Here is a 22,359-nt window from a genome sequence, read left to right on the forward strand (position 1 = left end):
CATGATGAATCTCGCCGAATACCGCCGTACCGCATCCCGCCTCGCCGATTACCTTCCCTGGGTAGCGCTGGTCGGCTTCGGCGTTGTCCTCAACAAGGACGGCTCGTTCCAGCGCACCGCGAAGTTTCGCGGTCCCGATCTGGATTCCGCCGTCGCGGCCGAGCTGGTCGCGGTCGCTGGCCGCCTTAACAATGCCTTCCGTCGCCTCGGCTCCGGCTGGGCGATCTTCGTCGAAGCACAGCGGTCGGAAGCCGCCACCTATCCGGCGAGCCGCTTCCCCGATCCCGCATCGGCGCTGGTCGATGCCGAGCGCAAGGCCGATTTCGAGGAGAAAGGCAGCCATTTCGTCTCTGGCTATTTCCTGACCTTCCTCTGGCTTCCGCCCGCCGAGGATGCCGCCCGCTCCGAGTCCTGGCTTTACGAGGGCCGCGAAACGTCGAGCGTGAACCCTTGGGAACTGGTGCGCGGCTTTGCCGACCGCACCGACCGCGTGCTGGCGCTGCTCGACGGTTTTATGCCGGAATGCCGCTGGCTCGATGACGCCGGGACGCTGACTTACCTGCATTCGACGATTTCGATCAACCGGCATCGCGTCCGCGTGCCCGAAACCCCGACCTATCTCGATGCGCTGCTGGCCGATCAGCCGCTGACCGGCGGGCTGGAGCCGCGCCTGGGCAATCAGCATCTCCGGGTGCTGACGATCACCGGCTTTCCGGCAACCACCACCCCCGGCCTGCTCGACGAAATGAACCGGTTGGCCTTTCCCTATCGCTGGTCGACCCGCGCCATCCTCATGGACAAGACCGATGCGACCCGGCTGCTGACGAAGATCAGGCGCCAGTGGTTCGCCAAGCGCAAGTCGATTGCCGCCATCCTGAAAGAGGTGATGACCAACGAGCAATCCGCGCTCGTCGACACCGACGCCGCCAACAAGGCGGCCGATGCCGACATGGCCCTGCAGGAACTTGGCGCCGACATGGCGGGCATGGCCTATGTCACGGCGACCGTCACCGTTTGGGACGAGGACGCCCGCCGCGCCGACGAAAAGCTGCGGCTGGTCGAGAAGATCATCCAGTCCCGCGATTTCAGCGTCATGGTCGAAACGGTCAACGCCGTCGACGCCTGGCTCGGCAGCTTGCCCGGACATGCCTATGCGAATGTCCGGCAACCGCCGGTCTCGACGCTCAACCTTGCCCACATGGTCCCTTCGTCCGCCGTGTGGGCGGGACCGGAACGGGACGATCACTTCGGCGCGCCCCCGCTGCTGTATGGCAGGACCGAAGGATCGACCCCGTTCCGGTTTTCCCTCCATGTCGGCGATGTCGGCCATACGCTTGTCGTCGGGCCGACGGGTGCCGGCAAATCGGTGCTGCTGGCGCTAATGGCCTTGCAGTTCCGGCGCTACGCGCGCTCACAGGTCTTTGCCTTCGATTTCGGCGGCTCGATCCGGGCCTGCGCCCTCGCGATGCAAGGTGACTGGCACGATCTTGGTGGCGAGCTGACCGACGCTTCCGAAACATCCGTCTCGCTGCAACCTCTGGCGCGCATTCACGAGACGGCCGAACGCGCCTGGGCCGCCGACTGGATCGTGGCGATCCTGACGCGCGAGAACATCCAGATCACCCCGGAGGTGAAGGAGCACATCTGGACGGCCCTGACCTCGCTCGCCTCCGCCCCGGTCGGGGAACGCACCATCACCGGCCTCGCCGTGCTGCTCCAGTCGAATGATCTGAAACAGGCGCTCCGCGCCTATTGCGTCGGTGGTCCCTATGGCCGGCTGCTCGATGCGGAGACCGAACATCTTGGTTCAGCAGACGTGCAGGCATTCGAAATCGAGGGCCTTGTCGGGACCGGCGCGGCGCCCGCGGTCCTCTCTTATCTCTTCCACCGCATCGGCGACCGGCTAGACGGGTGGCCCACGCTGCTGATCATCGACGAGGGCTGGCTGGCGCTCGACGACGAAGGCTTCGCGGACCAACTCAGGGAATGGCTCAAAACCCTGCGAAAGAAGAACGCCAGCGTCATCTTCGCCACGCAGTCACTGTCCGACATCGACAATTCAGCCATCGCGCCGGCGATCATCGAAAGCTGCCCAACGCGGCTGTTGCTGCCCAACGAGCGCGCCATCGAACCCCAGATCACCGCGATCTATCGCCGTTTCGGCCTCAATGACAGGCAGATCGAGATCCTCGCACGGGCCACGCCCAAGCGGGACTACTACTGCCAGTCGCGGCGCGGCAACCGCCTGTTTGACCTCGGATTGTCGGAAGTCGGGCTGGCGCTTTGCGCCGCATCGGCCAAATCCGATCAGGCCCTGATCAGCGAAATCCTCACCGAGCATGGCCGCGACGGGTTCCTCGCCGCCTGGCTCAAGGCGCGTGGCGTCGAATGGGCCGCAGAACTGATCCCGGACCTCAGCAATCTCGCGACCGAAAGCGAGGATCTGCCGTCCGTCATTTTCGATGAGGACGCGTTCGAGCTCACCCTGGAAGAAGAGGAAAGTACCCCATGACGCGCACAAAGACCCGGATTTCCCGCATGGCCAGCGCTTCGGCGCTCGCCCTTTCGCTTGCCGCGCCGCTGGCGCTCGCGCCGGACTTCATCACCCCGGCCCATGCCTTCTTCGGCGGGTTCGGCCGGATCGTCTATGATCCGACCAACCACGCGGAGAATCTGCTGACCGCCGCCCGTACGCTGGAGCAGATCAACAACCAGATCACCTCGCTTCAGAACGAGGCGCAGATGCTGATCAACCAGGCCCGCAATCTCGCGAGCCTGCCTCACAGCTCGCTTCAGGCGCTTCAGCAGAACGTCCAGCGGACCCAGCAGCTTCTCGGGCAGGCCCAGAACATTGCGTTCGACGTTCAGAACATCGATCAGATGTTCCAGCAGGACTACGGCAAGCTGTCTTTGACCGCGACCGACACCCAGATGATCGCCGATGCGCGCTCGCGCTGGGAAAACACCGTCGGCGGCCTGCAGGACGCCATGCGCGTCCAGGCCGGCGTCGTCGGCAATATCGACAGCAATCGCACGCAAATGTCGGAGCTTGTCGGCCAAAGCCAGGGGGCGACCGGCGCGCTTCAGGCGACCCAGGCTGGCAACCAGCTTCTCGCCCTCCAGTCGCAGCAGCTTTCGGACCTGATCGCTGTCATCTCGGCCAATGGCCGGGCGAATGCCTTGACCGAGGCCGAACGCGCCACGGCAGCCGAACAGGGACGCATTCAGCGCGAGCGTTTCCTGACGCCGGGGTCAGGCTATCAGCCCGGCAACGCGCGAATGTTCAACTGAGGAAAGGAGGCGGAGTATGGAGGGGAAGGTGCTGGCCCGGATCGCGGCCATTGTGTTCGTGGCCGTGGCCATCACGGCGGCGATCATCGAGATGTCGCGTGAGGAAGGCCCCGCGCCAGCACCTTCCGTCCCAGCGCTTCAGCCCGCCACCGATCCGCTGCGTCTGGAACAGCGGCGTTGCCAGGCATTGGGCGAGGCGGCGGCCAATGATGCCGACTGCCTCCGAACCTGGGCCGAGACCCGCGATCGCTTCCTCGGCAAGACACCCGCGCCAGCGACCCCCGCACAGAACGGGAGACCGTGAGCCATGGGCGGAACGGGGGTCATCGATAATTTTCTCGGCATCTTCACCAGCTATATCGACTCCGGCTTCGGCCTGCTCGGCGGCGAGGTGGCGTTTATCGCCACGACGCTGATCGTCATCGACGTGACGCTCGCCGCACTGTTCTGGGCCTGGGGCGCCGACGGCGACATCATTGCGCGGTTGGTGAAAAAGACGCTGTTCGTCGGCGTCTTCGCCTATCTCATCAGCAACTGGAACAATCTCGCACGGATCGTCTTCGAGAGCTTCGCCGGGCTCGGGCTCATGGCGTCCGGCACTGGCTTCTCGGTTGCCGATCTGCTGCGCCCCGGCCGCGTTGCCCAAACCGGGCTGGACGCCGGTCGCCCGCTGCTGGAATCTATTTCGGACCTGATGGGCTGGATCGCCTTCTTCGAGAACTTCATCCAGATCGCGTGCCTGTTGTTCGCCTGGGCGCTGGTGGTGCTGGCCTTTTTCATCCTGGCAATCCAGCTTTTCGTCACGCTGATCGAGTTCAAGCTGACCACGCTGGCCGGCTTCGTGCTGATTCCATTCGGCCTGTTCGGCAAGACCGCCTTCATGGCCGAGCGGGTGCTGGGCAATGTGATCTCCAGCGGTATCAAGGTGCTGGTCCTCGCCGTCATCATCGGCATCGGCTCCACGCTCTTCGGCCAGTTTACCGCAGGCTTCGGCGGTGCGACCCCGACAATCGACGACGCCATGGCGATCGTGCTGGCAGCCCTTTCCCTTCTCGGCCTCGGCATCTTCGGCCCCGGCATCGCCACCGGCCTCGTCTCCGGAGGCCCGCAACTCAGTGCCGGCGCCGCCGTCGGGACTGGCCTTGCGGTTGGCGGCGCTGCGATCGCAGCCGGTGGCGCGACCATGCTCGCGGCGCGGGGTGGCGCAGCCGCACTCTCGGGCGGGGCAGCACTTGCCCGCGGCGGTGCCTCGGCCGCCGGTGCGGCTTCGTCCGCCTATACCCTCGGCTCCTTGGGCGGGTCCGGCACGGCCGGGGTCGCCTCCGGCCTTGGCGGTGTGGCGCGCGCCGGAGCCTCCGCCGCCGTTTCACCACTCAAGCGCGCCGCCTCCCGCGCCAGCGACAGCCTGAAATCCAGCTATTCCGATGGTGCGAAAGCCGGATTCGCGGCATCCGGCGGCACGTCGACCATGGGCACCGTCGGCAGAGATTCGTCGCCTGCGCCGTCAACCCCCTCAACCCCTGATGGGCCGCCGGCCTGGGCGCAGCAGATGCGGCGTGGCCGGGCCATGAGCCACGGCGTCACGGCTGCTGCTCATGCTGTCCGATCCGGCGACAGCCACGGCGGCGGCTCCTCCGTCAGCCTTTCCGAAAGTGACCGCACATGAACATCTTCAAACGACCGACGACCCATTACGGCAAGGTGCCGGAACCCGAGACTCCCTATCAAAAAGCCGCACAGGTCTGGGACGAACGCATCGGCTCGGCCCGCGTGCAGGCGAAGAACTGGCGCTATATGGCGTTCGGCTGTCTGATCCTCTCGGCCGGCTTTGCCGCCGCGCTCGTCTGGCAATCGGCGCGTGGAACCGTCGTGCCCTGGGTGGTGCAGGTGGACAATCTCGGTCAGGCGCAGGCTGTCGCGCCCGCGAACGCCGATTATCGCCCGACCGATCCGCAGATCGCCTTCCATCTCGGCCGCTTCATCGAGCAGGTCCGCGCGATCCCGGCGGACGCGATCATCGTCCGGCAGAACTGGCTTCGGGCTTACGAGTTCACCACCGACCGGGGCGCGGCGGCCTTGAACGATTATGCGCGGGCCAACGATCCCTTCACCAAGGTCGGCCGCCAGCAGATCGCCGTCGAGGTGTCGAGCGTCATCCGGGCTTCGCCGGACAGTTTCCGCGTCGCCTGGACCGAACGCCATTTCGAGAACGGCCAGCTTTCCACGACCGAGCGATGGACCGCGATCCTGACTGTCGTGATCCAGCCCCCGCGCGATGCCGAACGATTACGCGCCAATCCGCTGGGAATCTACATCAACGCAATTTCATGGTCGCGGGAGATGAGCCAATGACCCGCACGACTTTCCGTAGAGCCGGTTTTCCGGTTTTCCGTAAACCCGCTTTCGCGGCTTTGCTGCTTTCCGCGACCATGTTGGCCGGCTGCGCGACCAACCGGACGCCGCAATTCAACTATGACGCCGACGTGCCGCCGCTGCCCACCGTGCAGACGGTCGCCACCGACGACCGGCCCCGGCCGCTTCACACGCCGCCGGCCTGGACGGTCGCGCGGGGCGGAACTGCTGCCAGCACTCCGGACGGCCGTGTCGAAAACGCCAATGCCGCCGCCCGTGTCGAACCTCGCCGTGAGGGCTATTACAACGCCATCCAGATTTATCCGTGGAGCGAAGGCGCGCTCTATCAGGTCTATGCGGCCCCCGGCCAGATCACAAATATCGCGCTGGCGCCGGGCGAAAGCCTGACCGGCGCGGGACCTATTGCGGCCGGGGATACGACACGATGGATCATTGGCGACACCGAATCCGGTTCGGGCGCGAACCGCCGCGTCCACATCCTCGTGAAGCCGACACGCCCGGACATTTCCACCAACCTTGTCGTGACCACCGACCGGCGCACCTACATGATCGAGCTGCGCGCGCGGGAATCGCTCTACATGCCTTCCGTCGCATGGGCCTATCCCGCGGCGCCGGCGGGAAGCCGTGCCACCACGCCCGCCGCGCCCATCATCCCCGCCGAGGCGGCGCGGAACTATCGCTACGGATTGCAGGTGCGGGGCGACAGCCCGCCATGGCGGCCGCTCTCCGTCTTCGACGATGGCCGCCGCGTCTATGTCATTTTCTCGCGCGGCATCGTGCAGGGCGAAATGCCGCCTTTGTTCGTCATCGGGTCGGACGGAGAAACGCAGATCGTCAACAGCCGTGTCCACCAGAATGTCCTGATCGTGGACCGCCTGTTCGGTGCGGCCGAACTGCGCCTTGGCAGCGGCGATCGGCAGCAAGTGGTCAGGATCGTCCGCATCAACCCGACGCAGGCCGCAGCAGAACCAGCCAGCACGACCACGGGAGGATCGTCGTCATGAGCGATACCGATACCGCCGCCCCCATGCGCCTGCGCGCCGAGCCGCCTCGTGTCACCCGCCTGTCCCGAAAGTTGCTGGCAAGCGTTGGCGCGGTCGCGCTTCTCGGCATCGCCGGAACCTTGATCTATGCGCTCCAGACCCGCGATGCGGGGCCGGGTGGCGGCGAACTCTATTCGACCGAAAACCGACCCACGGCTGACGGCCTCGCCGGTCTGCCGCGCGACTATACCGGCCCCGTCCTGGGACCGGCATTGCCGGGCGACCTTGGCCGTCCGATCCTCGACGCGCAGAACCGGGGGCAGCCAGTCGCGCCTCCGGCAATCACCACACCAGCCGTCGATCCCGAAGAGGAGCGCCGCCGCGCCGAGGAAGAGGCCGCGCGCTTGAGCAACGTGTTCTTCCAGTCCGGGTCGCGTTCTGGCGGGACAGCGGGAACGGCCATGCCAGGAATAGCCGGGATAGGCTTGCAGCCGGACGGCACAGGGCAGAACAGGCACGCGGCTTTCCTCAATAGCCCGGTCGACCGACAGACGGTTGCGCCAGATCGCGTCACGCCGCCGGCATCGCCCTACATCCTTCAGGCTGGAGCCGTCATTCCGGCCGCACTCATCACCGGAATCCGCTCCGATCTGCCGGGCCAGATCACCGCGCAGGTCACCGAAAACGTCTATGACAGCCCGACCGGCTCGCTGCTTCTGATCCCGCAGGGAACGCGCATCATCGGCCAATATGATGACGGCGTGACCTTCGGCCAGCGCCGCGTCCTGCTGGTGTGGAATCGCCTGATCCTGCCGGGCGGCCGCTCCATCGTTCTGGAGCGCCTGCCGGGCGCGGACGCTTCCGGTTACGCCGGGCTTGAGGATGGCGTCGATTATCACTGGTGGGATCTGATGAAAGCGGCAGGGCTTTCCACACTGCTCGCGGTCGGTACAGAGCTGGCGACCAGCGACGAGGACCGGTTGATCCGCGCCATTCGCGACGGCGCACAGGATACCGTCAATCAGGCCGGGCAGCAGATCGTCCAGCGCCAATTGCAGGTCGCGCCGACGCTCACCATCCGGCCCGGCTTTCCGGTCAGGATTATTGTGACCCGCGACCTGGTATTCGAGCCCGCAGGAGGTTGAGCATGACAAAACTGAAACTCGGTCCCATCGTCGAGGACAAGCCCGTCAAGGTTACGGTAGAGCTGCCGGGGCCGCTTCATCGCGATCTTGCGACCTATGCCGAGGTGCTGGCCCGCGAGACCGGCCAACCCGCCGCTGATCCTGTCAGGCTGATCGTGCCAATGTTGGAGCGCTTTATCGCCACTGACAGGGGGTTCACGAAAGCACGGCGCTCCGTCCTGTCTCCGAAGTCGCAGGTCTGACGGCCATTGCTTTCGCCAGACTGAGAAAGCGACGGAAGGCGGGATTGTCGTTGCTCGCCGACCAGACGGCCGAAAAGGGCAGAACCTCGCCGAGGATCGGTCGGTAAACCACACCCGGAAATTGTGCGACGGTGATGGCTTCGCTCACCAAAGTCAGCCCTCGGCCGAGGGCGACAAGCGGCACCAGATTATCCCGACCGACATATTGCACCTGGATCTCGGGATGCCTGCCGAGATCCGCCAGCCGCCGCACCAGATGATCGTAAATTTCCTGTCCCGGAGCAGTCTCGCTGACGATAAAGGACTCGTCGGCCAGATCGCGCCATACGACTTCCTCCCTGTTGGCTAAGGCATGATGGTCAGGCAAGACCACGAACACACGCTCCGACCACAAGAGGACGCGTTCGCAATCCGGCCAGTCTCGTGTTCCAGTGATGAAGGCGACGTCGAGATTGAGTTGCCGGATCGCTGCGACATGCTCTGCGGGGTTCCCGTCAGCCACTTCGATTCTCACCGCGCTATGTCGCCTGCCGTAAACTTCCAGCAACTCCGCCAAAAAGCCGGAAGCGATCGAGGAATAAATACCGATCCGGACACGTCCCTTTTCAGAACGACCTGCGGAGGCAACCTCTCGAGCGCCTTCTCCAACAGTCCTGATGACCCTGCGGGCGTGTACGAGGAATCGCTGGCCGGCATAGGTTTGCGATACGCCCCATGTATGCCGGTGAAACAAGGAGGCGCCAATCTCGTCTTCCAGCTTGGCAATGGACCGACTGATTGCAGCTTGCGACCGTCCAACCGCAGCTCCTGCTTTGCGAAAGCTGCCATGCTCGACCACAGCCACGAAATAGCGGAGATGGCGAAGCTCGACTTTATCCGAACACTTGACCCCTTTCCGCATTATGCGGCCACCTTGCTTCTGGTCGCCAACATCAATGTCTGGAGAAAGCCCAAACGAATCCGTATGTCGGCACCATCATCGAGGTCCGCGGCATCATCTGCATAAACGTACCCTTCCGCGATCAGCGAGCCGAATAATTTGTCGACGGACGAACGGTTCTTCGCTTGGTCCTTCATTTCTGCCGCCTTGCATTGACGAAACGGGTATCAAGCAAGATCGTGCAGCCTCCAACCATTGGAAGGTCAAGACCGAAATTGCTTAAGTCCCGGTCTTAACCGCAGCGTGAAGATTGCCGTGTCGGCGATAAGTGCTGCTGCCTGCTTCAACGAACGCATTAGCGGCCCGCTCTTCAGCGGTACAGGCATCACATCGCCAAGAAGCCTTGTTTGTCAGTCATCAAAGTGCTCCTCGTCGATGTGGGTTGCCATGTCGATCAGCATGTCGCTCACGTGACTGTCTGCCACTTCGTAGAAAACCTGCTTTGACCGACGCTCCCCCCTGACGAGCCGTGCACCTCTGAGCAGGCGTAAATGGTGGCTAACCAGTGTCTGCGACAGTCCCAGGCTCTCAACAATGTCGCCGACGGACTTTGGACCCGGCAGGCAAAAGAGCAGAATTCTCAGCCGTGTAGGATCGCCCAGCAGGCGAAAAGTCTCTGCCAGTACGGTTACGTCGTTCTGCGACAGGGACGGGGCTTGCTTCAACGTTCATGCTCCTGCTTGCTGTGGACATGCTCAGGCCCATGGTTGTGGTGATGCCCATCATGGTCGTGTCGATCCCCATGCGCGTGCCCCGTCAAGGCAGAGGCTTGCGACAGGCTGCACGCGTCCGCATCGTCATTCCAGTCGATGGCGATGGTCGGATGTTCGATCTTAAACTGTGACTTCAACTCACGCTCGACCGCGCGCATCACCGAGCGAGCATCGACATCGGCTTTCGGCCGCACATGTAGGGTGGCCAAGGTCCGCCCGGACGTGATCGACCAGACATGGATGTGGCTCACCGACGCCACGTCAGCGATGTTCTCGACAAGATGGCGTTCGATCTTCTCGGGCGTCGCGTTATCTGGCGCACCTTCAAGCAGGATATGTATCGACTTGCCGAGGAGATTCCACGCGGCGCGCAGGATCAGCAGGGAGACAAACACCGAGAGGATAGGATCGATCAGCGTCCAACCCGTGTACATGATCACGATGGCGGCTGAAACCGCTGCCACAGAGCCGAGGAGGTCGCCCAACACATGAAGGATGGCACCCTTGATGTTCACGTGCTCGGTATCTCCGCGCGTCAGAATCCAGAACACGAGAATATTGATGAGGAGCCCCGCAATGGCGACGCCAAGCATCGGACCCGCGAGGATAACATGCGGTTCCTGAAAGCGCTGCCAGGCTTCATAGACAATCCAGACGACGATCGCGAATAGCGTGATTGCGTTGATAAAACCGGCAAGGACCTCGAAACGCAGATAGCCAAAGGTCCGCTTGGAGTCTGCCGCCCGCCGTCCGAACCGAAAGGCGGCATAAGCTAGCGCCAGCGCAGCCGCGTCGCTCAGCATATGTCCAGCGTCGGCGAGCAGCGCCAGCGATCCTGAGATCAGACCGCCGATCACCTCCACGATCATGAACGTGAGGATCAGGAAGAACGAGAGAAGGACCTTGCGCTCATTATCGCTCGTGACGGTCGGCGCATGGGAGTGATCATGGGAATGGTCATCATGAGAATGACCATGGCTGTGTGAATGGGACATTTCAGGGCTCATGCGGTTGACATACAACACATGAATATGTGTTCATATGTTGTATGTCAACCGCTCCGCTTGCAATTCGTCCAAGCAGGCGTCTGCGCAAGGCCTACGGCGGGTAGCGCGCCACGGAACCGCGCCGTAGGCTTAATGACTATCCTGTCAATGGACAGCGATCGTGCCGGTAGAAACCTGTCCCCTCTTAGCGTTGACCAGAACCGCGGCAATGACTGCGGCAATCACGAGGGCAGCTCCAGCTCCCGCAAGCGCAAGACCATAACCGTGGATCAGCGCATCGCTGGCCGATCTCACTAGCCCGGCGTCACCCGTCTCCCGCCCGCGATAGAGGGCGGCGAGTGCACCCGGCAACCTGCCAGCCGTGGCAGAGACTGCGATGGTCGAAAGGACGGCCAGCCCCAAGGCGACGCCGATCTGTTGCGAGGCGTTGAAGAGCGCCGATGCGATGCCCGTCTCCTGTGTCTGCACGCCTTTGACGGCGGTCAGCGCCAGTGCAATCACGGCCCCCACGAAACCGAAAGCGGTGAGGAAGGCCGCGGGCATGAAGTGCCACATATAGTTGAGTTCCTGTCCGATATTGGCGAGCCAGAACAAGGCAGCGCCGCCTATTAGTGCGGCGGGCGCTGCCACCTCGCGCGGCGCAAACCGCGTGACAAGCTTGGAACTGACAATGGCCCCAACGATAATACCCGCACCGAATGGCAGGAACGCCAGCGCGGTCATGATCGGGCTGTAGCCGAGGATGTGCTGCAAATAGAGCGTCAGCAGATAGATCATCCCCATCGGACCGAAGCCCAGCAGCAGCATGGCGAGGTAGGAACCCGCCCGGTTGCGCTCCTTGAACAGACGTGGCGGCAGAAGCGGGTCTTTGCTGCGCGACTGCAAGATCAGGAACAGCGGCAGCAGGATCGCGGCGGTAGCGAACGAGGCGAGCGTGATGCTGTCCGTCCAGCCATGTTCGCCGCCACGGGTGATCCCATAGACGAGCGCGGCCATGCCCACAATGCTGGTGAGCGCGCCGGTGAAGTCCGGGCGGCCTTTGTGCAGTTCCGCCTCGACAAGCGTTCTTGACCCCGCCAGCACAGCCAGGCCGATGGGAATGTTGATGAAGAAGGCCCAGCGCCAGCCCAGCAGCCCCGTCAGCAGCCCGCCGAGGATCAGCCCGGCGATGATACCAAGGCCGGACATTGCTCCGTAAACGGCCATCGCTCCGTTGCGCGCCTTGCCTTCGGGGAAGGTCGTCGCGATCAAGGCAAGAGCATTGGGGGCCGTCAGCGCCGCACCCACGCCCTGTAGACCGCGTGACGCGATTATGCTCATGCTGTCCTGGGCAAGCCCGACGAACAGGGAAGCAATGGTGAAGATCGCCATGCCCGCCTGCAGCATGCGCCGCCGGCCATAGATATCGCCCAACCTGCCGCCGAACAGCAGCAGTCCACCAAAGGCGAGAACGTAGGCGTTGATCACCCAAGGCAGGCTCGCAGCCGACATTCCGAGTTCGTTCTGGAGTGTCGGCAGGGCGATGTTCGCGATGGTATCGTCAAGCACCACCATGAGCTGAGCCGTCGCAATGACGGCCAGCGGCAATGTCGTGCTTGCAGGTGACGAAGCCACCGGAGGCTTCGGCGTTTGGGGGGAGAGCGTAGACATCCGGAGTTCCTGTTATTTTTCATGGGGCGTTCAGATGTCGCAGACCCCTAATCCTTCCAACGGCTGGAAGGTCAAGAACAAATTGCTTCCCAAATCCGCTGAAACTTGATCTATAAGCCGATGAGCTGCACATCGCCCACATTTTGCATGCGAGAAGCGCCGATCAGGCAATGGCGATCAGTGGTCTAGCTGGCCATGACATGACCAGATTCGTCGTTCACGGACGGGCCGAGCGGCCTGGCGCGGCAGGAACGGGCGGCGGTCAGACGGTCCTAGCAGCAAATTCGCCGGAACAAGGTTCGTCTTGACATGCTTCCTTCCTGATCCATTGCACCCCAGATGGGGCTTCCAACAATGGGAAGGTCAAGGCCGCCTTGGCCGCGATATCATTTTTCCTCGTTGACCCTTGACCTTGCCAACGTGGCAAGGACCAGATTTGTCCGTGAACGCCCAACAGAGGAGAGTTCGCATGTTCCGATTCACTGCTCCCGACATGACTTGCGGCGGCTGCGCGCGCCGGGTCAACAACGCGCTTCTGAGCGTCGATCCGGCGGCTGATGTCACCACCAATCCACCCACCCGCGAAGTGACGGTCACCACGAAGGTGGACGAGCAGGTACTCCCCGCCGCCTTAACCGAGGCAGGCTATCCGGCCGAACGCAAGGACCAGTCGGCGGCCGCGTGAGGCTTCTGGGCGCGGTGGCGGCTCGGCTGCGCCCCTTCGTCTCCGCCATTCTCAACAGCTCGACTCGACGTGCAAGTACACTCAAGAACCGCTCCACCAGAGAAATGCGCCGGCGACAAAGAGATAGCGTGCCGCTTTGCCGATCGACACGAATATGAGAAAACGAGAAAGGTCAACTCGCAGTGCTCCTGCCACAACTGTCAGCGGATCGCCGATAATCGGCAGCCAGGACAAGAGTAGAGACCACACGCCATAACGTCCGTACCAATCTGATGCACGGCTAAATGACCTGTCGTCAATCGGAAACCAGCGATGGTCTCGAAACCCTGAGAGGAACCTGCCCAGCGCCCAGTTCACCAAGGAGCCGAGCACATTTCCTGCCGTTGCGACGCCCACTAGGGTGACGAGGTTGGCCTGTCCCATTGTTAGAAGAGTCAGGAGCGCTGCCTCGGACGACCCTGGTAGGAGGGTCGCCGACGTGAACGCGCTTACGAAAAGGGCGGCATATGCGACAAGATCAGTTCCGATGTCTGCAACCAATGCCGTGCTGCCTCGAAGTTCGTCATGCACGCCGGCTCTGCTCATCGACGCCAATAGCTATTCTCAATTCTCAAGTCTGGCGCCAGAGCTGTTTCGCTCCGGCGCCGCGCTGCTTACTGGTTCGATCCGGCGTAGACTATGCCGTTCGGGCGATCGCCGACCGGCACGGTCTTGAGCACTTCCTGGCTCGCCACGTCGATGATCGAAACGCTGTCATCGGCAATGTTCGTTACGAACACGAATGCCCCGTCAGCCGATGCCGAGACGCCGTGGGCGCCGCTCCCGGTGGTGATCGTCTCGATCACGTTTCCGGACTCAATCTCGATCACGGAGACCGTGTCGTTCGGTTCCGCCTCGGTGCCCTGATTGGCCACATAGACGTAGGCTCCATCCGGGGTGGCGAACATCTGGATCGGGTTCGGCCCGACGTCGATCCTGTTCGTCACCTCGCGGGATGCGGTGTCGATGACGGCCACCCGGTTCTCGTCTCGAAGAGAGACGTAGACCTGATCGCCCGAGGGCGTGAACCCGACCTGAACAGGCGCTGCGCCCACCGGAATGCGCGCAACCTCGGTCAGCTCCTGCGTGTCGATGACGGAGACCGAGCCGTCCTCGACATTGGCCACATAGAGCTCGCTCTCATCCGGGTTGAGGCGCAGCCCGTGCGGATAGGCTCCGGTCGTGATGTGCTCGATCACCGAAGCCGCTGCGAGATCAACGACCGCAATCTCGTTCCCGCCGGACAGCGAAACATAGGCGCGGCCGCTACGATCGGCGACGACATGCGCCGGATGCGCACCGACTTCTACAGTGCCGACGGGTTGTGACAGCTGCTGCGGATCGAGCACCACCAGAAGCCCGTTGCCGGCATCGGCATGTCCCTGGTCATCCGATCCGTGAGCGTGATCGGAGGCAGCGCTCCCGACGGCGAGCAACAGCCTCCCGTCCGGTGTCCGATCGACATTGTGCGGTGAGACTCCGATCTGCACCGTCTCGACCGAACCCGTGCCGAGTTCGATGGCGCTGATCGAATTGTCGCCCTCGTTGGCGGAGTACACGGTTCCGCCTGTCTCGACCAAGCCGGCAGGCTGCTGGCCGGCATTCCTGTCCAGCCACGCCTGCATTTCGGCGATCTCACGTTCCTGTGCTTCAATGATCTGAGACGCCCACTCTCTTGTCTGCGGGTCATCTCCGTATCGCTGCACGATCTTCGCCATGTCGACCGCACCCTGATGGTGCGGGATCATGCCCCGGATGAAAGCGACGTCCGGGTCCTCGGCCATGACGCCCTCCATCATCGGACCGTGCATCTCCTCCATCGCATCGACATAGGCCTTGGTGAAGTCGGCGACATCGGCGTCGGCTGGAGCCGACTCTCCGCCTTGGGGAGCGGCCATCCCACCGTGCATCATGCCGCCCTGCATCATCTGCTGCATGGCGTCCATGCACGCTTGGGGCATGGTCTCCATCATGGCCCGGCATTCCTTCGGCATGTCCTGCATCGAAGGCATCTGTCCTGAAGTGGACATGGAGGCAGGGGCCCGTTCCTCCTGGGCCTGCGGCGTCTGAGGGTGATGGGCGTCATGCTCTGCCTGCTGCGCCAGAGCAGCGCCGGAGACTCCCATCAAGAGACTGGCAGAAAGGGCAACTATTGTTCGGTACGTCATGGTTCATCCTTTGGCACCGGAGAGCCGCGTCTAATTTCTGGACGCGCGCCTACCGTGGCTTCGTCTGACTGTTTGCTGCTTGAGTGCCGAGAAGAACACCTCCCGGCCGATGCGTTCACTACGCAGGGGCGGTCAGACGCGGTGGTGTCAGGAGGACTGAAGGATTTCGGCCCAGATCGCTGGCCTGGAAACCGAGCAATGGCTCGCCGTCCGAGGATGGCATCACAGGCGGCGCCTCGGGTAGCAGGGCAACAATGGTGCAGAGCTGGCCGCAATCGCGGTCCGGCGCCGTTTCAGTGTGACAGCATCGTTCGTCCGCAGCCTTGCTTCGGTCGTCGGAGTAATTCGAATGGGCCTCATGCTGTGCACCCGCAACGGTCTGATCCTGATACGAGCCGTGTGTGCCCGGGCTGGCATGCGCCGCTGCCAGGAAAACAAAAGCGCTGAACGCAAGCAGCAGCAGGCCTGTCAGGAACTGGCGGAGCCAGTCGCCTTTCGATCCGAAAGCCGCAGTCGAGCTCCTGCTCATGGCTTGGCTTCTTTGTCGAGGTCGGGATGGAGAGTTGCCACGCACCAGATGACATCCTTGCGGCCGTCAGTATCCGAGCCCAGGCAACCAGAGCTCCTGACAAAGGCAGGGTCTGCCCCGCAGGCCCGGTTCTGGATCGGACTGATGGCGACCGGATGGATCATGAGCACCGTTCCACTCAGATCTCCCGCGCGCCGCGGAAACGCCCGAAGGTTTTCTGGACGGAAGGGCCGAACAGGAACACCTCGTATGGCTCGGGGACCACGCCGGGAAAGTCCATGCCGGGGGAGCCGGCGGGCATTCCGGGAACCGCAAGCCCTGTCGCGAGCGGGCGCGCGGCCAGGAGGCGGCGAAGCGCGGCGGCCGGCACATGTCCTTCGATGACATAGCCGTCCACTTCGGCCGTATGGCAGGAGTACAACGCCGCCGGGACGCCGAGCCGCTGCTTGAGGCTTTCGACCTCGCTCGATTCCACGACGCTCACCGGGAAGCCGGCCGCCTCGATATGCTCGACCCATGCGCCGCAGCACCCGCAATTCGTATCCTTGGTGACGGTCACCAGAGGCAGTCCTGCCGAGCGAACCGTTCCCGCCGTTGAGAGCAGGAGGGGGAACGCGGTGGCGCTGGCGAGGAAGGAGCGCCTGCTGATCATATGGATGGTTTGCATCTCAGTTCCTCCATCTGGGCCGCAACTTCGTCAAAGCTGGATCACCGGAAAAATACGTATTTGATCAAAGCGGCGGCGGTAAGGAGCACGAGCACCAGAAGAACGATGCCCCACATCATCCCGCCCGACATCATGACATTGCATCATGGCCTGTTCTGCCCTTCCGTCGCAAAGATACTCATAGCGGCCCCCTTCGCCGCAGACTTTGACTTAGCGCAAGGATGGGACGGTATCCGGGCTGTTGGCGCCACCATCGTCACCAATTTTTCCAGATGGAGGACCTTCGCCCACGTCAGCCTCCTACAATCTCGTGACCCGCAGCCGGGAGGCGTTCGCGATGACGCTCACCGACGACAGCGCCATGGCGGCGGCCGCGATGATCGGCGACAGCAGGATGTCGAAGAACGGGTAGAGCACCCCGGCCGCCACCGGCACGCCGAGCGCGTTGTAAATGAAGGCGAAGAATAGGTTCTGGCGGATGTTGCGCATGACAGCCTCCGAGAGCCGGCGCGCGCGGACGATGCCCGTGAGATCGCCCTTGAGCAATGTGACGCCTGCGCTTTCCATTGCCACATCGGTACCGGTGCCCATGGCGATGCCCACATCGGCCGCCGCCAGCGCCGGTGCGTCGTTCACGCCGTCGCCTGCCATCGCCACCACCTCGCCTGCCGCCTTGTGACGCTGCACGACCGCGCTTTTCTGGTCGGGCAGGACCTCGGCCTCGACCTCGTCGATGCCGAGCCGGCGGGCGACCGCCTTGGCCGTGGTCCAGTTATCACCCGTAAGCATGACAACGCGGATTCCCTGCGCCTTCAGCGCGGCAAGCGCCTCGGGCGTCGAGGGCTTGACCGGATCGGCGATGGCGAAGATGGCAGCGATGCGGTTGTCCACTCCCATGAAGATCGCGGTTGCCCCGTCCTCGCGCAGCCGGTCGGCCTCATCCGCCAGTGGGGCGACATCAACGCCTTGCTCGGCTAGGAACTTGGCATTTCCAAGGGGAATGCGCTTGCCTTCGACCGTGCCGTAGGCGCCTTTGCCGGTCGGCGAGTCGAAATCCGCGACCGGTGCGGTCACGATCCCCCGCTCCTCGGCAGCGCGAACGATGGCCAGCGCCAGCGGATGCTCGCTGGCCCGCTCCACGCTGGCGGCAAGCCGCAAAGCCTCGTCCTCGGTGAACCCCGGCGCCGGCACGATTGCGGTGACGGCGGGTCGTCCCTCGGTCAGCGTACCGGTCTTGTCGACTATGATGGTATCGACCTTCTCCATATGCTCCAGCGCCTCGGCGTTCTTGATCAGCACGCCCGCCTGTGCGCCACGCCCGACGCCGACCATGATCGACATCGGCGTTGCCAGCCCGAGCGCACAGGGACAGGCGATGATCAGCACGGAAACCGCCGCGATCAGACCGAAGGAGAAGCGCGGCTCCGGACCCCAGATCGACCAGGTTATGAAGGCAAGGATTGCGACCACGATCACCGCCGGCACGAACCAGCCCGACACCTGATCGGCGAGGCGCTGGATCGGCGCGCGACTACGCTGCGCCTCGGCGACGAGCTGGACGATCTGCGACAGCATGGTGTCGCGGCCGACCTTCTTCGCCTCGATCACCAGCGCGCCGGACTGGTTCATGGTGCCGCCGATGGCGGTGGCGCCGACCTCCTTGGTGACCGGCATCGACTCGCCAGTCACCATCGATTCATCGACGGCGCTGCGTCCTTCCAGAACTTCGCCATCGACCGGCACCTTCTCGCCGGGACGCACCCGCAGGCGGTCGCCGACCCGAACGGTGTCGAGTTGAACCTCCTCCTCGGTGCCGTCGTCACGAATGATCCGGGCGGTCTTGGGGGCGAGGTCGAGCAGCGCCCGGATCGCGCCGCTGGTGCTCTCGCGCGCCCGCAATTCCAACACCTGCCCGAGCAGCACGAGCACAGTGATGACCGCGGCCGCCTCGAAATAGACCGCGACCGAGCCGTCATGCTGGCGGAATGCATCTGGGAAGATGCCCGGCGCCAGCGTGGCGACGACGCTGTATATCCACGCCGTTCCCGTGCCCATGGCGATCAGTGTAAACATGTTGAGGCTGCGGTTGACGAGCGACTGCCAGCCACGCTGGAAGAACGGCCAGCCCGCCCAGAGAACGACCGGCGTTGCGAGGATCAGTTGCAGCCAGTTCGAGACCTGCTGCCCGATGGCATGAGTCAGCCCGAACAGATGCCCGCCCATCTCGAGAATGAACACCGGGATCGCCAGAACGAGGCCGATCCAGAAGCGGCGTGTCATGTCGATCAGTTCGACATTGGGCTCGGCCTCAAGGCTGACCAGTACCGGCTCCAGCGCCATGCCGCAGATCGGGCATGATCCGGGGCCGTCCTGCCGGATCTCAGGATGCATCGGGCAGGTATAGACCGTCCCCTCGAGAATCGGTACTACCTCCGCCGCCGCCGGATCGAGATAGCTTTCGGGCTCGGCCAGGAACTTCGCGCGGCACCCGGCCGAGCAGAAATAATAGGGCCGGCCCGCATGCTCGGCCTTGTGCTGGGCCGTGTGGGGATCGACAATCATGCCGCAGACCGGGTCCTTGACCTTGTGCGTGTCGTCCTGCGCGACGGCCCCGTGATCATGCGCATGACCTTGGGCGGAATGAGCGTGACTCTGATTCTGGTGATCGTGTTCGGTCTTGCTGGCCATTTTCACGCCTCCTCGGCGTCTTATCCTAAGCTTGCTCTTCGCCTATTCTGCGCCTTCCAACCGTTGGAAGGTCAAGAGGTGATCGGAATCCGGGGTTCCTGCCAATCAGTGATTGTCGTGGATCTTTCCGATGCTGGTCCGTTCTTGCCCCGTCTGAGACTGCATGATGTCAATCTCGGCCGCAGAGTCCTCGCCGTCGAGGCAGTATTCCTCGATCTGCAACGTCGAGAAGTAGATGTTGAAACGCTCGCGCAGGAGATTGCTTGCTTGTCGCAGCACCCGTTCGCCTTCCTGAAAGTCCCCAACGCAGACGTGGCTTGAGAATACATTGCGCCCGGATGTCAGACTCCAGGCATGGACGTGGTGCACGTCGGTAACCCCCTCTAGCTGCCGTATGGCCTCGATGGCGGCCTCCAAGTCGAGGTCTTCGGGCGTGCCTTGCAGCAGGATGTGCAATGCCTCGCGCATAATACCCCAGGAAGCCCAGAGCAGCAGCAGTCCGAAGGCCATGCCAAGCAGCGGATCGATGGCCACAAAGCCCGTGAATCGGATCACCAGCGCCGAGACGATGATGAGGAAGCTGCCGACGAAGGTCTGCAGGATGTGCCAATACGCACCCCGCATATTCAGGTTGTCCTTCTGGCGCTCGTACATGAGCCAGAGCGCGACAAGCTCGGTGGCGATGCCGCCCGCTGCGGCGATCAACATCGGCGTCGTGGCCAGTTCGATGGGCTCCATGAGGCGCATCGCGCCCATCCACAGCACGTAGAGAGCCATGGCGACGAGGAAGAGGCCGTTGAAGAGGGCCCCCAGGATCTCCGCCCGAATGTAGCCGAAGGTGCGCGAGGGGCTGGATTTTCGCTCACCCAGACGCATGGCGACCAGCGCAATGAGCACGCCGCCCACGGCCGAGAAGGTGTGGAAGGCATCCGACATGACGGCGACTGAGCCCGTCCAGATGCCGATCCCGAGTTCCACGATGAAGTAAAGGCCGGTAAGCCAGCCCGAAATGACGAGCGCTTTGCGATCACCACTCGCCGGCATGTGGCCGGCATGACCGCCGTGAGACATTGACATAGGGTTCACCTCCTTGTTGCACAGGAGGACGCCGGTGCCGGCGTCCTCCTGCCAGCACGCTGCCTATGCGCTGACCGCGAATTCGGTCATCATGCCTGTTTCAAGATGCGGCATGTGATGGCAATGCAGCATCCAGCGCGCGGCTTCTCCGGCATCGAGTGCCACGTCGACCATCGACATCGGCGGCACATACACCGTGTCCCGCTGCGCGCCCGTGACCGCACGTCCATTCAGCCCGACGACCTGGAACACATGGCCGTGGAGATGCATCGGGTGACCCATCATCGACATATTGTGGAAGGACAGCACGATCCGTTCGCCGCGCCTCGCGGTAACCGGGCGATGCTGGCCCCAGACGGCACCGTTGATCGTCCACACATAGGGCTGCATCGAGCCGCCCAGCATCACCATGTGGCTGCGGTCCACCGGCCGCTCCGGCAAGGATTCGGAAGCGATCAGGCGCGTCTCCTGCGCAAGGTCGGTGTCAAAGGCCGGTGCTTCGGTCTCTGCCAAAGCATCAATGTGCCGTATCTCGGCGCCCGGAGTGGCAAGGATCAGACCGGTGCGCTCCCGCGCGCCTTCTCGCAGCGCGAGGATCGGCCAGGCACCGCCCTCCGAAGGCAGGTCGATCTCAAGGTCGAGCCGTTGGCCCATGGCCAGACCGAACCTCGTGCCGGAGAGCGGCTGAACGGCATGGCCATCAACCGCGACGAGCCGGGCCTGCGCTTCGCCGGTGTCGAGCCAGAACACCGTCGCCGCAGCGGCGTTGATGACCCGCAGGCGGATACGCCCGCCGCGCTCGACCTGCACCACTTCCGGGTCCGAGAGCGTACGATCATTGGCAAGATAGGCGTCCCAGTCGTAGTCGTTGAGGTCCATCGTCATGCCGTCCATGGTCCCCATTCCCATCATGCCGCCCTTGGCGCCGTGATCCATGCCAGTCATCGGCATGTTTCCCATCGCGCCGTGGTTCATACCTGACATTCCGCCCGTGCCTGTGCCTGTGCCGCTTCCGTGATTGCCCGTGGCACCATGGCCGGACTTGATCTCCGCCATCACCTCTTCGGGTGCCTTGAATGAGAAATCATGCAGAAACAGTACCACCTCCTGCCGGTCAGCGGCGACATCCTCGGCGCTGCGCACGATCAGGGGCGCGGCCAGAAGGCGCATCTCGTGCAGCGGAACATGCGCGTGCATCCAATAGGTGCCGGGCAGCGGTGCGAAGTCATAGGCGCGAGTCTCGCCGGGGGCGAGCATCGGCAAGGGCATGTCGGGCACGCCATCCTGCGCATTGGGCGGGATCTGGCCGTGCCAGTGGATCAGTGTGGCGGTGTCGAGTTCGTTCGTTAGATCCACCCGGAACGGCATGCCGGGATCGAGTGTCAGGCCCTGTCCGGATGGCCCGGCAAGGCCCCAGACAGTGGCGGCGCGTCCGTCGATGTCGAGCGTGCGGCTGGCGGCGCGAAGCGATAGCGGCGTGGCGTCCTGCGCTGCCGCCATCCGGGGCACCTGAGCGTAGGCCAGCATGGCCGCGCCAGCGGCGAGAAAGCCGCGTCGTGAAAGGGTATTCATGGTCGTCTCCTCGGGACCGCAGTCCCGTTCCTCAAAGCTGTCGGAAGGCCGCGGGCCGAATGCCCGGGCGCGATCAGAGGAGACGGATCTTCGGAGGGCGTTCGTTCAGTCCGAGCGCCCGACCGGGAATGCTGGCATCAGGCGGCAGAACATAGGCGGTTGACGTGTATTGGTTTCCAGAACCACCGCTCGGTGATACGAGAAAGATTGAAAAACCTGCACAAACCAGTTCACAGGTTCCCGCATCCATGTCTGCCGATCCGCAGTGTTTGCTGGTGCATGCAGGCTCAATGCCGGCTGCAGAGTTTGTAATCTCGCCCACATGCACAGCCTGTTCCGGCGGTATGCTCATTCGTGCCGCGTGCGCGGAGAATGCCATCGTCATGACGGCGACGCCGATTATGGCAAGCATGGAGACAACGCGCGCAAACATACTGGAACGATAGGTACTACTCACCGGAATGTCTATTGCAAATGGTGTCGCACCACTGGCAAATCCTCCTTGCCATCTCGTGCGTTGCAATTCCTCGTTACTGAACATGCGTGCCATGCGAAAGAAGCTCCTAAATACATTCTGGGCAGGGTCGCTC

22 protein-coding genes are annotated in these 22,359 nt (G+C 63.3%); 9 read left to right on the forward strand and 13 right to left on the reverse strand.

The genetic code is table 11. The features are described 5' to 3' along the window. Position 1: 1 nt before the first annotated feature. Genes trbE through J9800_RS21390 form a run of 8 tightly spaced genes read left to right on the forward strand, consistent with a single transcriptional unit; the run spans position 2 to position 8,034 of the window. Positions 2–2,512 carry a conjugal transfer protein TrbE gene (trbE, locus tag J9800_RS21355; protein WP_012092658.1) on the forward strand — a complete coding sequence of 837 codons (2,511 nt, stop codon included), beginning with the start codon at positions 2–4 and terminating at the stop codon, positions 2,510–2,512. After that, complete coding sequence (gene trbJ, locus J9800_RS21360) at positions 2,509–3,291, forward strand: P-type conjugative transfer protein TrbJ (protein WP_012092659.1); 783 nt, start codon at positions 2,509–2,511, stop codon at positions 3,289–3,291. Before trbE ends, trbJ begins: the two co-directional genes overlap by 4 nt. A 16-nt stretch (positions 3,292–3,307) precedes the next feature. After that, positions 3,308–3,595, forward strand: a complete 288-nt coding sequence (gene trbK-alt, locus J9800_RS21365; RefSeq protein ID WP_012092660.1) for a putative entry exclusion protein TrbK-alt — start codon at positions 3,308–3,310, stop codon at positions 3,593–3,595. A 3-nt stretch (positions 3,596–3,598) separates the two neighbouring features. Continuing rightward, positions 3,599–4,957: a P-type conjugative transfer protein TrbL gene (gene trbL, locus J9800_RS21370; RefSeq protein ID WP_012092661.1), complete on the forward strand. Its 1,359-nt coding sequence runs from the start codon at positions 3,599–3,601 to the stop codon at positions 4,955–4,957. Beyond that, a complete protein-coding gene (trbF, locus tag J9800_RS21375) occupies positions 4,954–5,643 on the forward strand; it encodes a conjugal transfer protein TrbF (RefSeq protein ID WP_012092662.1) in 690 nt (229 codons plus the stop codon). The genes trbL and trbF overlap by 4 nt, the downstream gene beginning before the upstream one ends. Then, on the forward strand, positions 5,640–6,668 hold the full coding sequence (gene trbG, locus J9800_RS21380) for a P-type conjugative transfer protein TrbG (RefSeq protein WP_012092663.1): 1,029 nt from the start codon (positions 5,640–5,642) through the stop codon (positions 6,666–6,668). The genes trbF and trbG overlap by 4 nt, the downstream gene beginning before the upstream one ends. Next, on the forward strand, positions 6,665–7,792 hold the full coding sequence (locus J9800_RS21385) for a TraB/TrbI/VirB10 family type IV secretion system protein (RefSeq protein ID WP_012092664.1): 1,128 nt from the start codon (positions 6,665–6,667) through the stop codon (positions 7,790–7,792). The genes trbG and J9800_RS21385 overlap by 4 nt, the downstream gene beginning before the upstream one ends. Before the next feature lie 2 nt (positions 7,793–7,794). After that, positions 7,795–8,034 carry a DUF2274 domain-containing protein gene (locus J9800_RS21390; protein WP_012092665.1) on the forward strand — a complete coding sequence of 80 codons (240 nt, stop codon included), beginning with the start codon at positions 7,795–7,797 and terminating at the stop codon, positions 8,032–8,034. Here J9800_RS21390 and J9800_RS21395 read toward each other — a convergent pair. The 5 genes from J9800_RS21395 to J9800_RS22150 form a co-directional block, all read right to left on the reverse strand. Then, positions 7,988–8,935: a LysR family transcriptional regulator gene (locus J9800_RS21395; RefSeq protein WP_012092666.1), complete on the reverse strand. Its 948-nt coding sequence runs from the start codon at positions 8,933–8,935 to the stop codon at positions 7,988–7,990. The genes J9800_RS21390 and J9800_RS21395 overlap by 47 nt on opposite strands. Beyond that, the gene (locus J9800_RS21400; RefSeq protein WP_012092667.1) at positions 8,935–9,111 is read right to left on the reverse strand and encodes a hypothetical protein; all 177 of its coding nucleotides are present in this window, start codon (positions 9,109–9,111) and stop codon (positions 8,935–8,937) included. The genes J9800_RS21395 and J9800_RS21400 overlap by 1 nt, the downstream gene beginning before the upstream one ends. Before the next feature lie 213 nt (positions 9,112–9,324). Further along, complete coding sequence (locus J9800_RS21405) at positions 9,325–9,639, reverse strand: ArsR/SmtB family transcription factor (protein WP_012092668.1); 315 nt, start codon at positions 9,637–9,639, stop codon at positions 9,325–9,327. Further along, positions 9,636–10,682, reverse strand: a complete 1,047-nt coding sequence (locus tag J9800_RS21410) for a cation diffusion facilitator family transporter (protein WP_040128397.1) — start codon at positions 10,680–10,682, stop codon at positions 9,636–9,638. The genes J9800_RS21405 and J9800_RS21410 overlap by 4 nt, the downstream gene beginning before the upstream one ends. A gap of 156 nt (positions 10,683–10,838) precedes the next feature. Continuing rightward, positions 10,839–12,344, reverse strand: coding sequence for an MFS transporter (locus tag J9800_RS22150; protein WP_012092670.1), 1,506 nt, complete (start codon positions 12,342–12,344; stop codon positions 10,839–10,841). A gap of 469 nt (positions 12,345–12,813) precedes the next feature. On the opposite strand from J9800_RS22150, the gene J9800_RS21420 reads away from it, so the two are divergent. After that, positions 12,814–13,029: a heavy-metal-associated domain-containing protein gene (locus J9800_RS21420; protein WP_012092671.1), complete on the forward strand. Its 216-nt coding sequence runs from the start codon at positions 12,814–12,816 to the stop codon at positions 13,027–13,029. An 81-nt stretch (positions 13,030–13,110) separates the two neighbouring features. Here the strand turns inward: J9800_RS21420 and J9800_RS21425 are convergent, their stop codons facing one another. From J9800_RS21425 to J9800_RS21460, 8 genes are all read right to left on the reverse strand, one after another. After that, entirely contained in the window at positions 13,111–13,599 is a 489-nt protein-coding gene (locus J9800_RS21425; protein WP_231771508.1) for a YqaA family protein, read from the reverse strand. Positions 13,600–13,682: 83 nt separating this feature from the next. Next, positions 13,683–15,236, reverse strand: a complete 1,554-nt coding sequence (gene copM, locus J9800_RS21430; protein ID WP_151665536.1) for a CopM family metallochaperone — start codon at positions 15,234–15,236, stop codon at positions 13,683–13,685. A 118-nt stretch (positions 15,237–15,354) separates the two neighbouring features. After that, complete coding sequence (locus J9800_RS21435; RefSeq protein ID WP_028034404.1) at positions 15,355–15,765, reverse strand: hypothetical protein; 411 nt, start codon at positions 15,763–15,765, stop codon at positions 15,355–15,357. Positions 15,766–15,943: 178 nt separating this feature from the next. Beyond that, entirely contained in the window at positions 15,944–16,432 is a 489-nt protein-coding gene (locus tag J9800_RS21440) for a DUF411 domain-containing protein (RefSeq protein ID WP_012092675.1), read from the reverse strand. 300 nt (positions 16,433–16,732) lie between these two features. Beyond that, positions 16,733–19,120, reverse strand: coding sequence for a heavy metal translocating P-type ATPase (locus tag J9800_RS21445; protein ID WP_012092676.1), 2,388 nt, complete (start codon positions 19,118–19,120; stop codon positions 16,733–16,735). 105 nt (positions 19,121–19,225) lie between these two features. Beyond that, positions 19,226–20,197: a cation diffusion facilitator family transporter gene (locus J9800_RS21450; RefSeq protein WP_012092677.1), complete on the reverse strand. Its 972-nt coding sequence runs from the start codon at positions 20,195–20,197 to the stop codon at positions 19,226–19,228. A gap of 63 nt (positions 20,198–20,260) precedes the next feature. Continuing rightward, positions 20,261–21,769 carry a multicopper oxidase family protein gene (locus J9800_RS21455; protein ID WP_012092678.1) on the reverse strand — a complete coding sequence of 503 codons (1,509 nt, stop codon included), beginning with the start codon at positions 21,767–21,769 and terminating at the stop codon, positions 20,261–20,263. Positions 21,770–21,842: 73 nt separating this feature from the next. Further along, positions 21,843–22,319, reverse strand: a complete 477-nt coding sequence (locus tag J9800_RS21460; protein WP_197057541.1) for a hypothetical protein — start codon at positions 22,317–22,319, stop codon at positions 21,843–21,845. Positions 22,320–22,359: the final 40 nt, after the last annotated feature.

The organism is Ochrobactrum sp. AP1BH01-1, from assembly GCF_018066705.1.
Classification (GTDB): Bacteria; Pseudomonadota; Alphaproteobacteria; order Rhizobiales; family Rhizobiaceae; genus Brucella.

What these genes read in the sequence shown, in the direction of transcription:
- trbG (WP_012092663.1), top strand. Translation starts at nt 5,640, where the DNA reads ATGACCCGCACGACTTTCCGTAGAGCCGGTTTTCCGGTTTTCCGTAAA.
- trbE (WP_012092658.1), top strand. Translation starts at nt 2, where the DNA reads ATGATGAATCTCGCCGAATACCGCCGTACCGCATCCCGCCTCGCCGAT.
- J9800_RS21420 (WP_012092671.1), top strand. Translation starts at nt 12,814, where the DNA reads ATGTTCCGATTCACTGCTCCCGACATGACTTGCGGCGGCTGCGCGCGC.
- J9800_RS21400 (WP_012092667.1), bottom strand. Translation starts at nt 9,111, where the DNA reads ATGAAGGACCAAGCGAAGAACCGTTCGTCCGTCGACAAATTATTCGGC.
- trbL (WP_012092661.1), top strand. Translation starts at nt 3,599, where the DNA reads ATGGGCGGAACGGGGGTCATCGATAATTTTCTCGGCATCTTCACCAGC.
- J9800_RS21455 (WP_012092678.1), bottom strand. Translation starts at nt 21,769, where the DNA reads ATGAATACCCTTTCACGACGCGGCTTTCTCGCCGCTGGCGCGGCCATG.
- J9800_RS21385 (WP_012092664.1), top strand. Translation starts at nt 6,665, where the DNA reads ATGAGCGATACCGATACCGCCGCCCCCATGCGCCTGCGCGCCGAGCCG.
- J9800_RS21395 (WP_012092666.1), bottom strand. Translation starts at nt 8,935, where the DNA reads ATGCGGAAAGGGGTCAAGTGTTCGGATAAAGTCGAGCTTCGCCATCTC.
- J9800_RS22150 (WP_012092670.1), bottom strand. Translation starts at nt 12,344, where the DNA reads ATGTCTACGCTCTCCCCCCAAACGCCGAAGCCTCCGGTGGCTTCGTCA.
- J9800_RS21445 (WP_012092676.1), bottom strand. Translation starts at nt 19,120, where the DNA reads ATGGCCAGCAAGACCGAACACGATCACCAGAATCAGAGTCACGCTCAT.
- trbK-alt (WP_012092660.1), top strand. Translation starts at nt 3,308, where the DNA reads ATGGAGGGGAAGGTGCTGGCCCGGATCGCGGCCATTGTGTTCGTGGCC.
- trbF (WP_012092662.1), top strand. Translation starts at nt 4,954, where the DNA reads ATGAACATCTTCAAACGACCGACGACCCATTACGGCAAGGTGCCGGAA.
- J9800_RS21390 (WP_012092665.1), top strand. Translation starts at nt 7,795, where the DNA reads ATGACAAAACTGAAACTCGGTCCCATCGTCGAGGACAAGCCCGTCAAG.
- J9800_RS21410 (WP_040128397.1), bottom strand. Translation starts at nt 10,682, where the DNA reads ATGTCCCATTCACACAGCCATGGTCATTCTCATGATGACCATTCCCAT.
- J9800_RS21460 (WP_197057541.1), bottom strand. Translation starts at nt 22,319, where the DNA reads ATGGCACGCATGTTCAGTAACGAGGAATTGCAACGCACGAGATGGCAA.
- J9800_RS21435 (WP_028034404.1), bottom strand. Translation starts at nt 15,765, where the DNA reads ATGAGCAGGAGCTCGACTGCGGCTTTCGGATCGAAAGGCGACTGGCTC.
- copM (WP_151665536.1), bottom strand. Translation starts at nt 15,236, where the DNA reads ATGACGTACCGAACAATAGTTGCCCTTTCTGCCAGTCTCTTGATGGGA.
- J9800_RS21450 (WP_012092677.1), bottom strand. Translation starts at nt 20,197, where the DNA reads ATGTCAATGTCTCACGGCGGTCATGCCGGCCACATGCCGGCGAGTGGT.
- trbJ (WP_012092659.1), top strand. Translation starts at nt 2,509, where the DNA reads ATGACGCGCACAAAGACCCGGATTTCCCGCATGGCCAGCGCTTCGGCG.
- J9800_RS21440 (WP_012092675.1), bottom strand. Translation starts at nt 16,432, where the DNA reads ATGCAAACCATCCATATGATCAGCAGGCGCTCCTTCCTCGCCAGCGCC.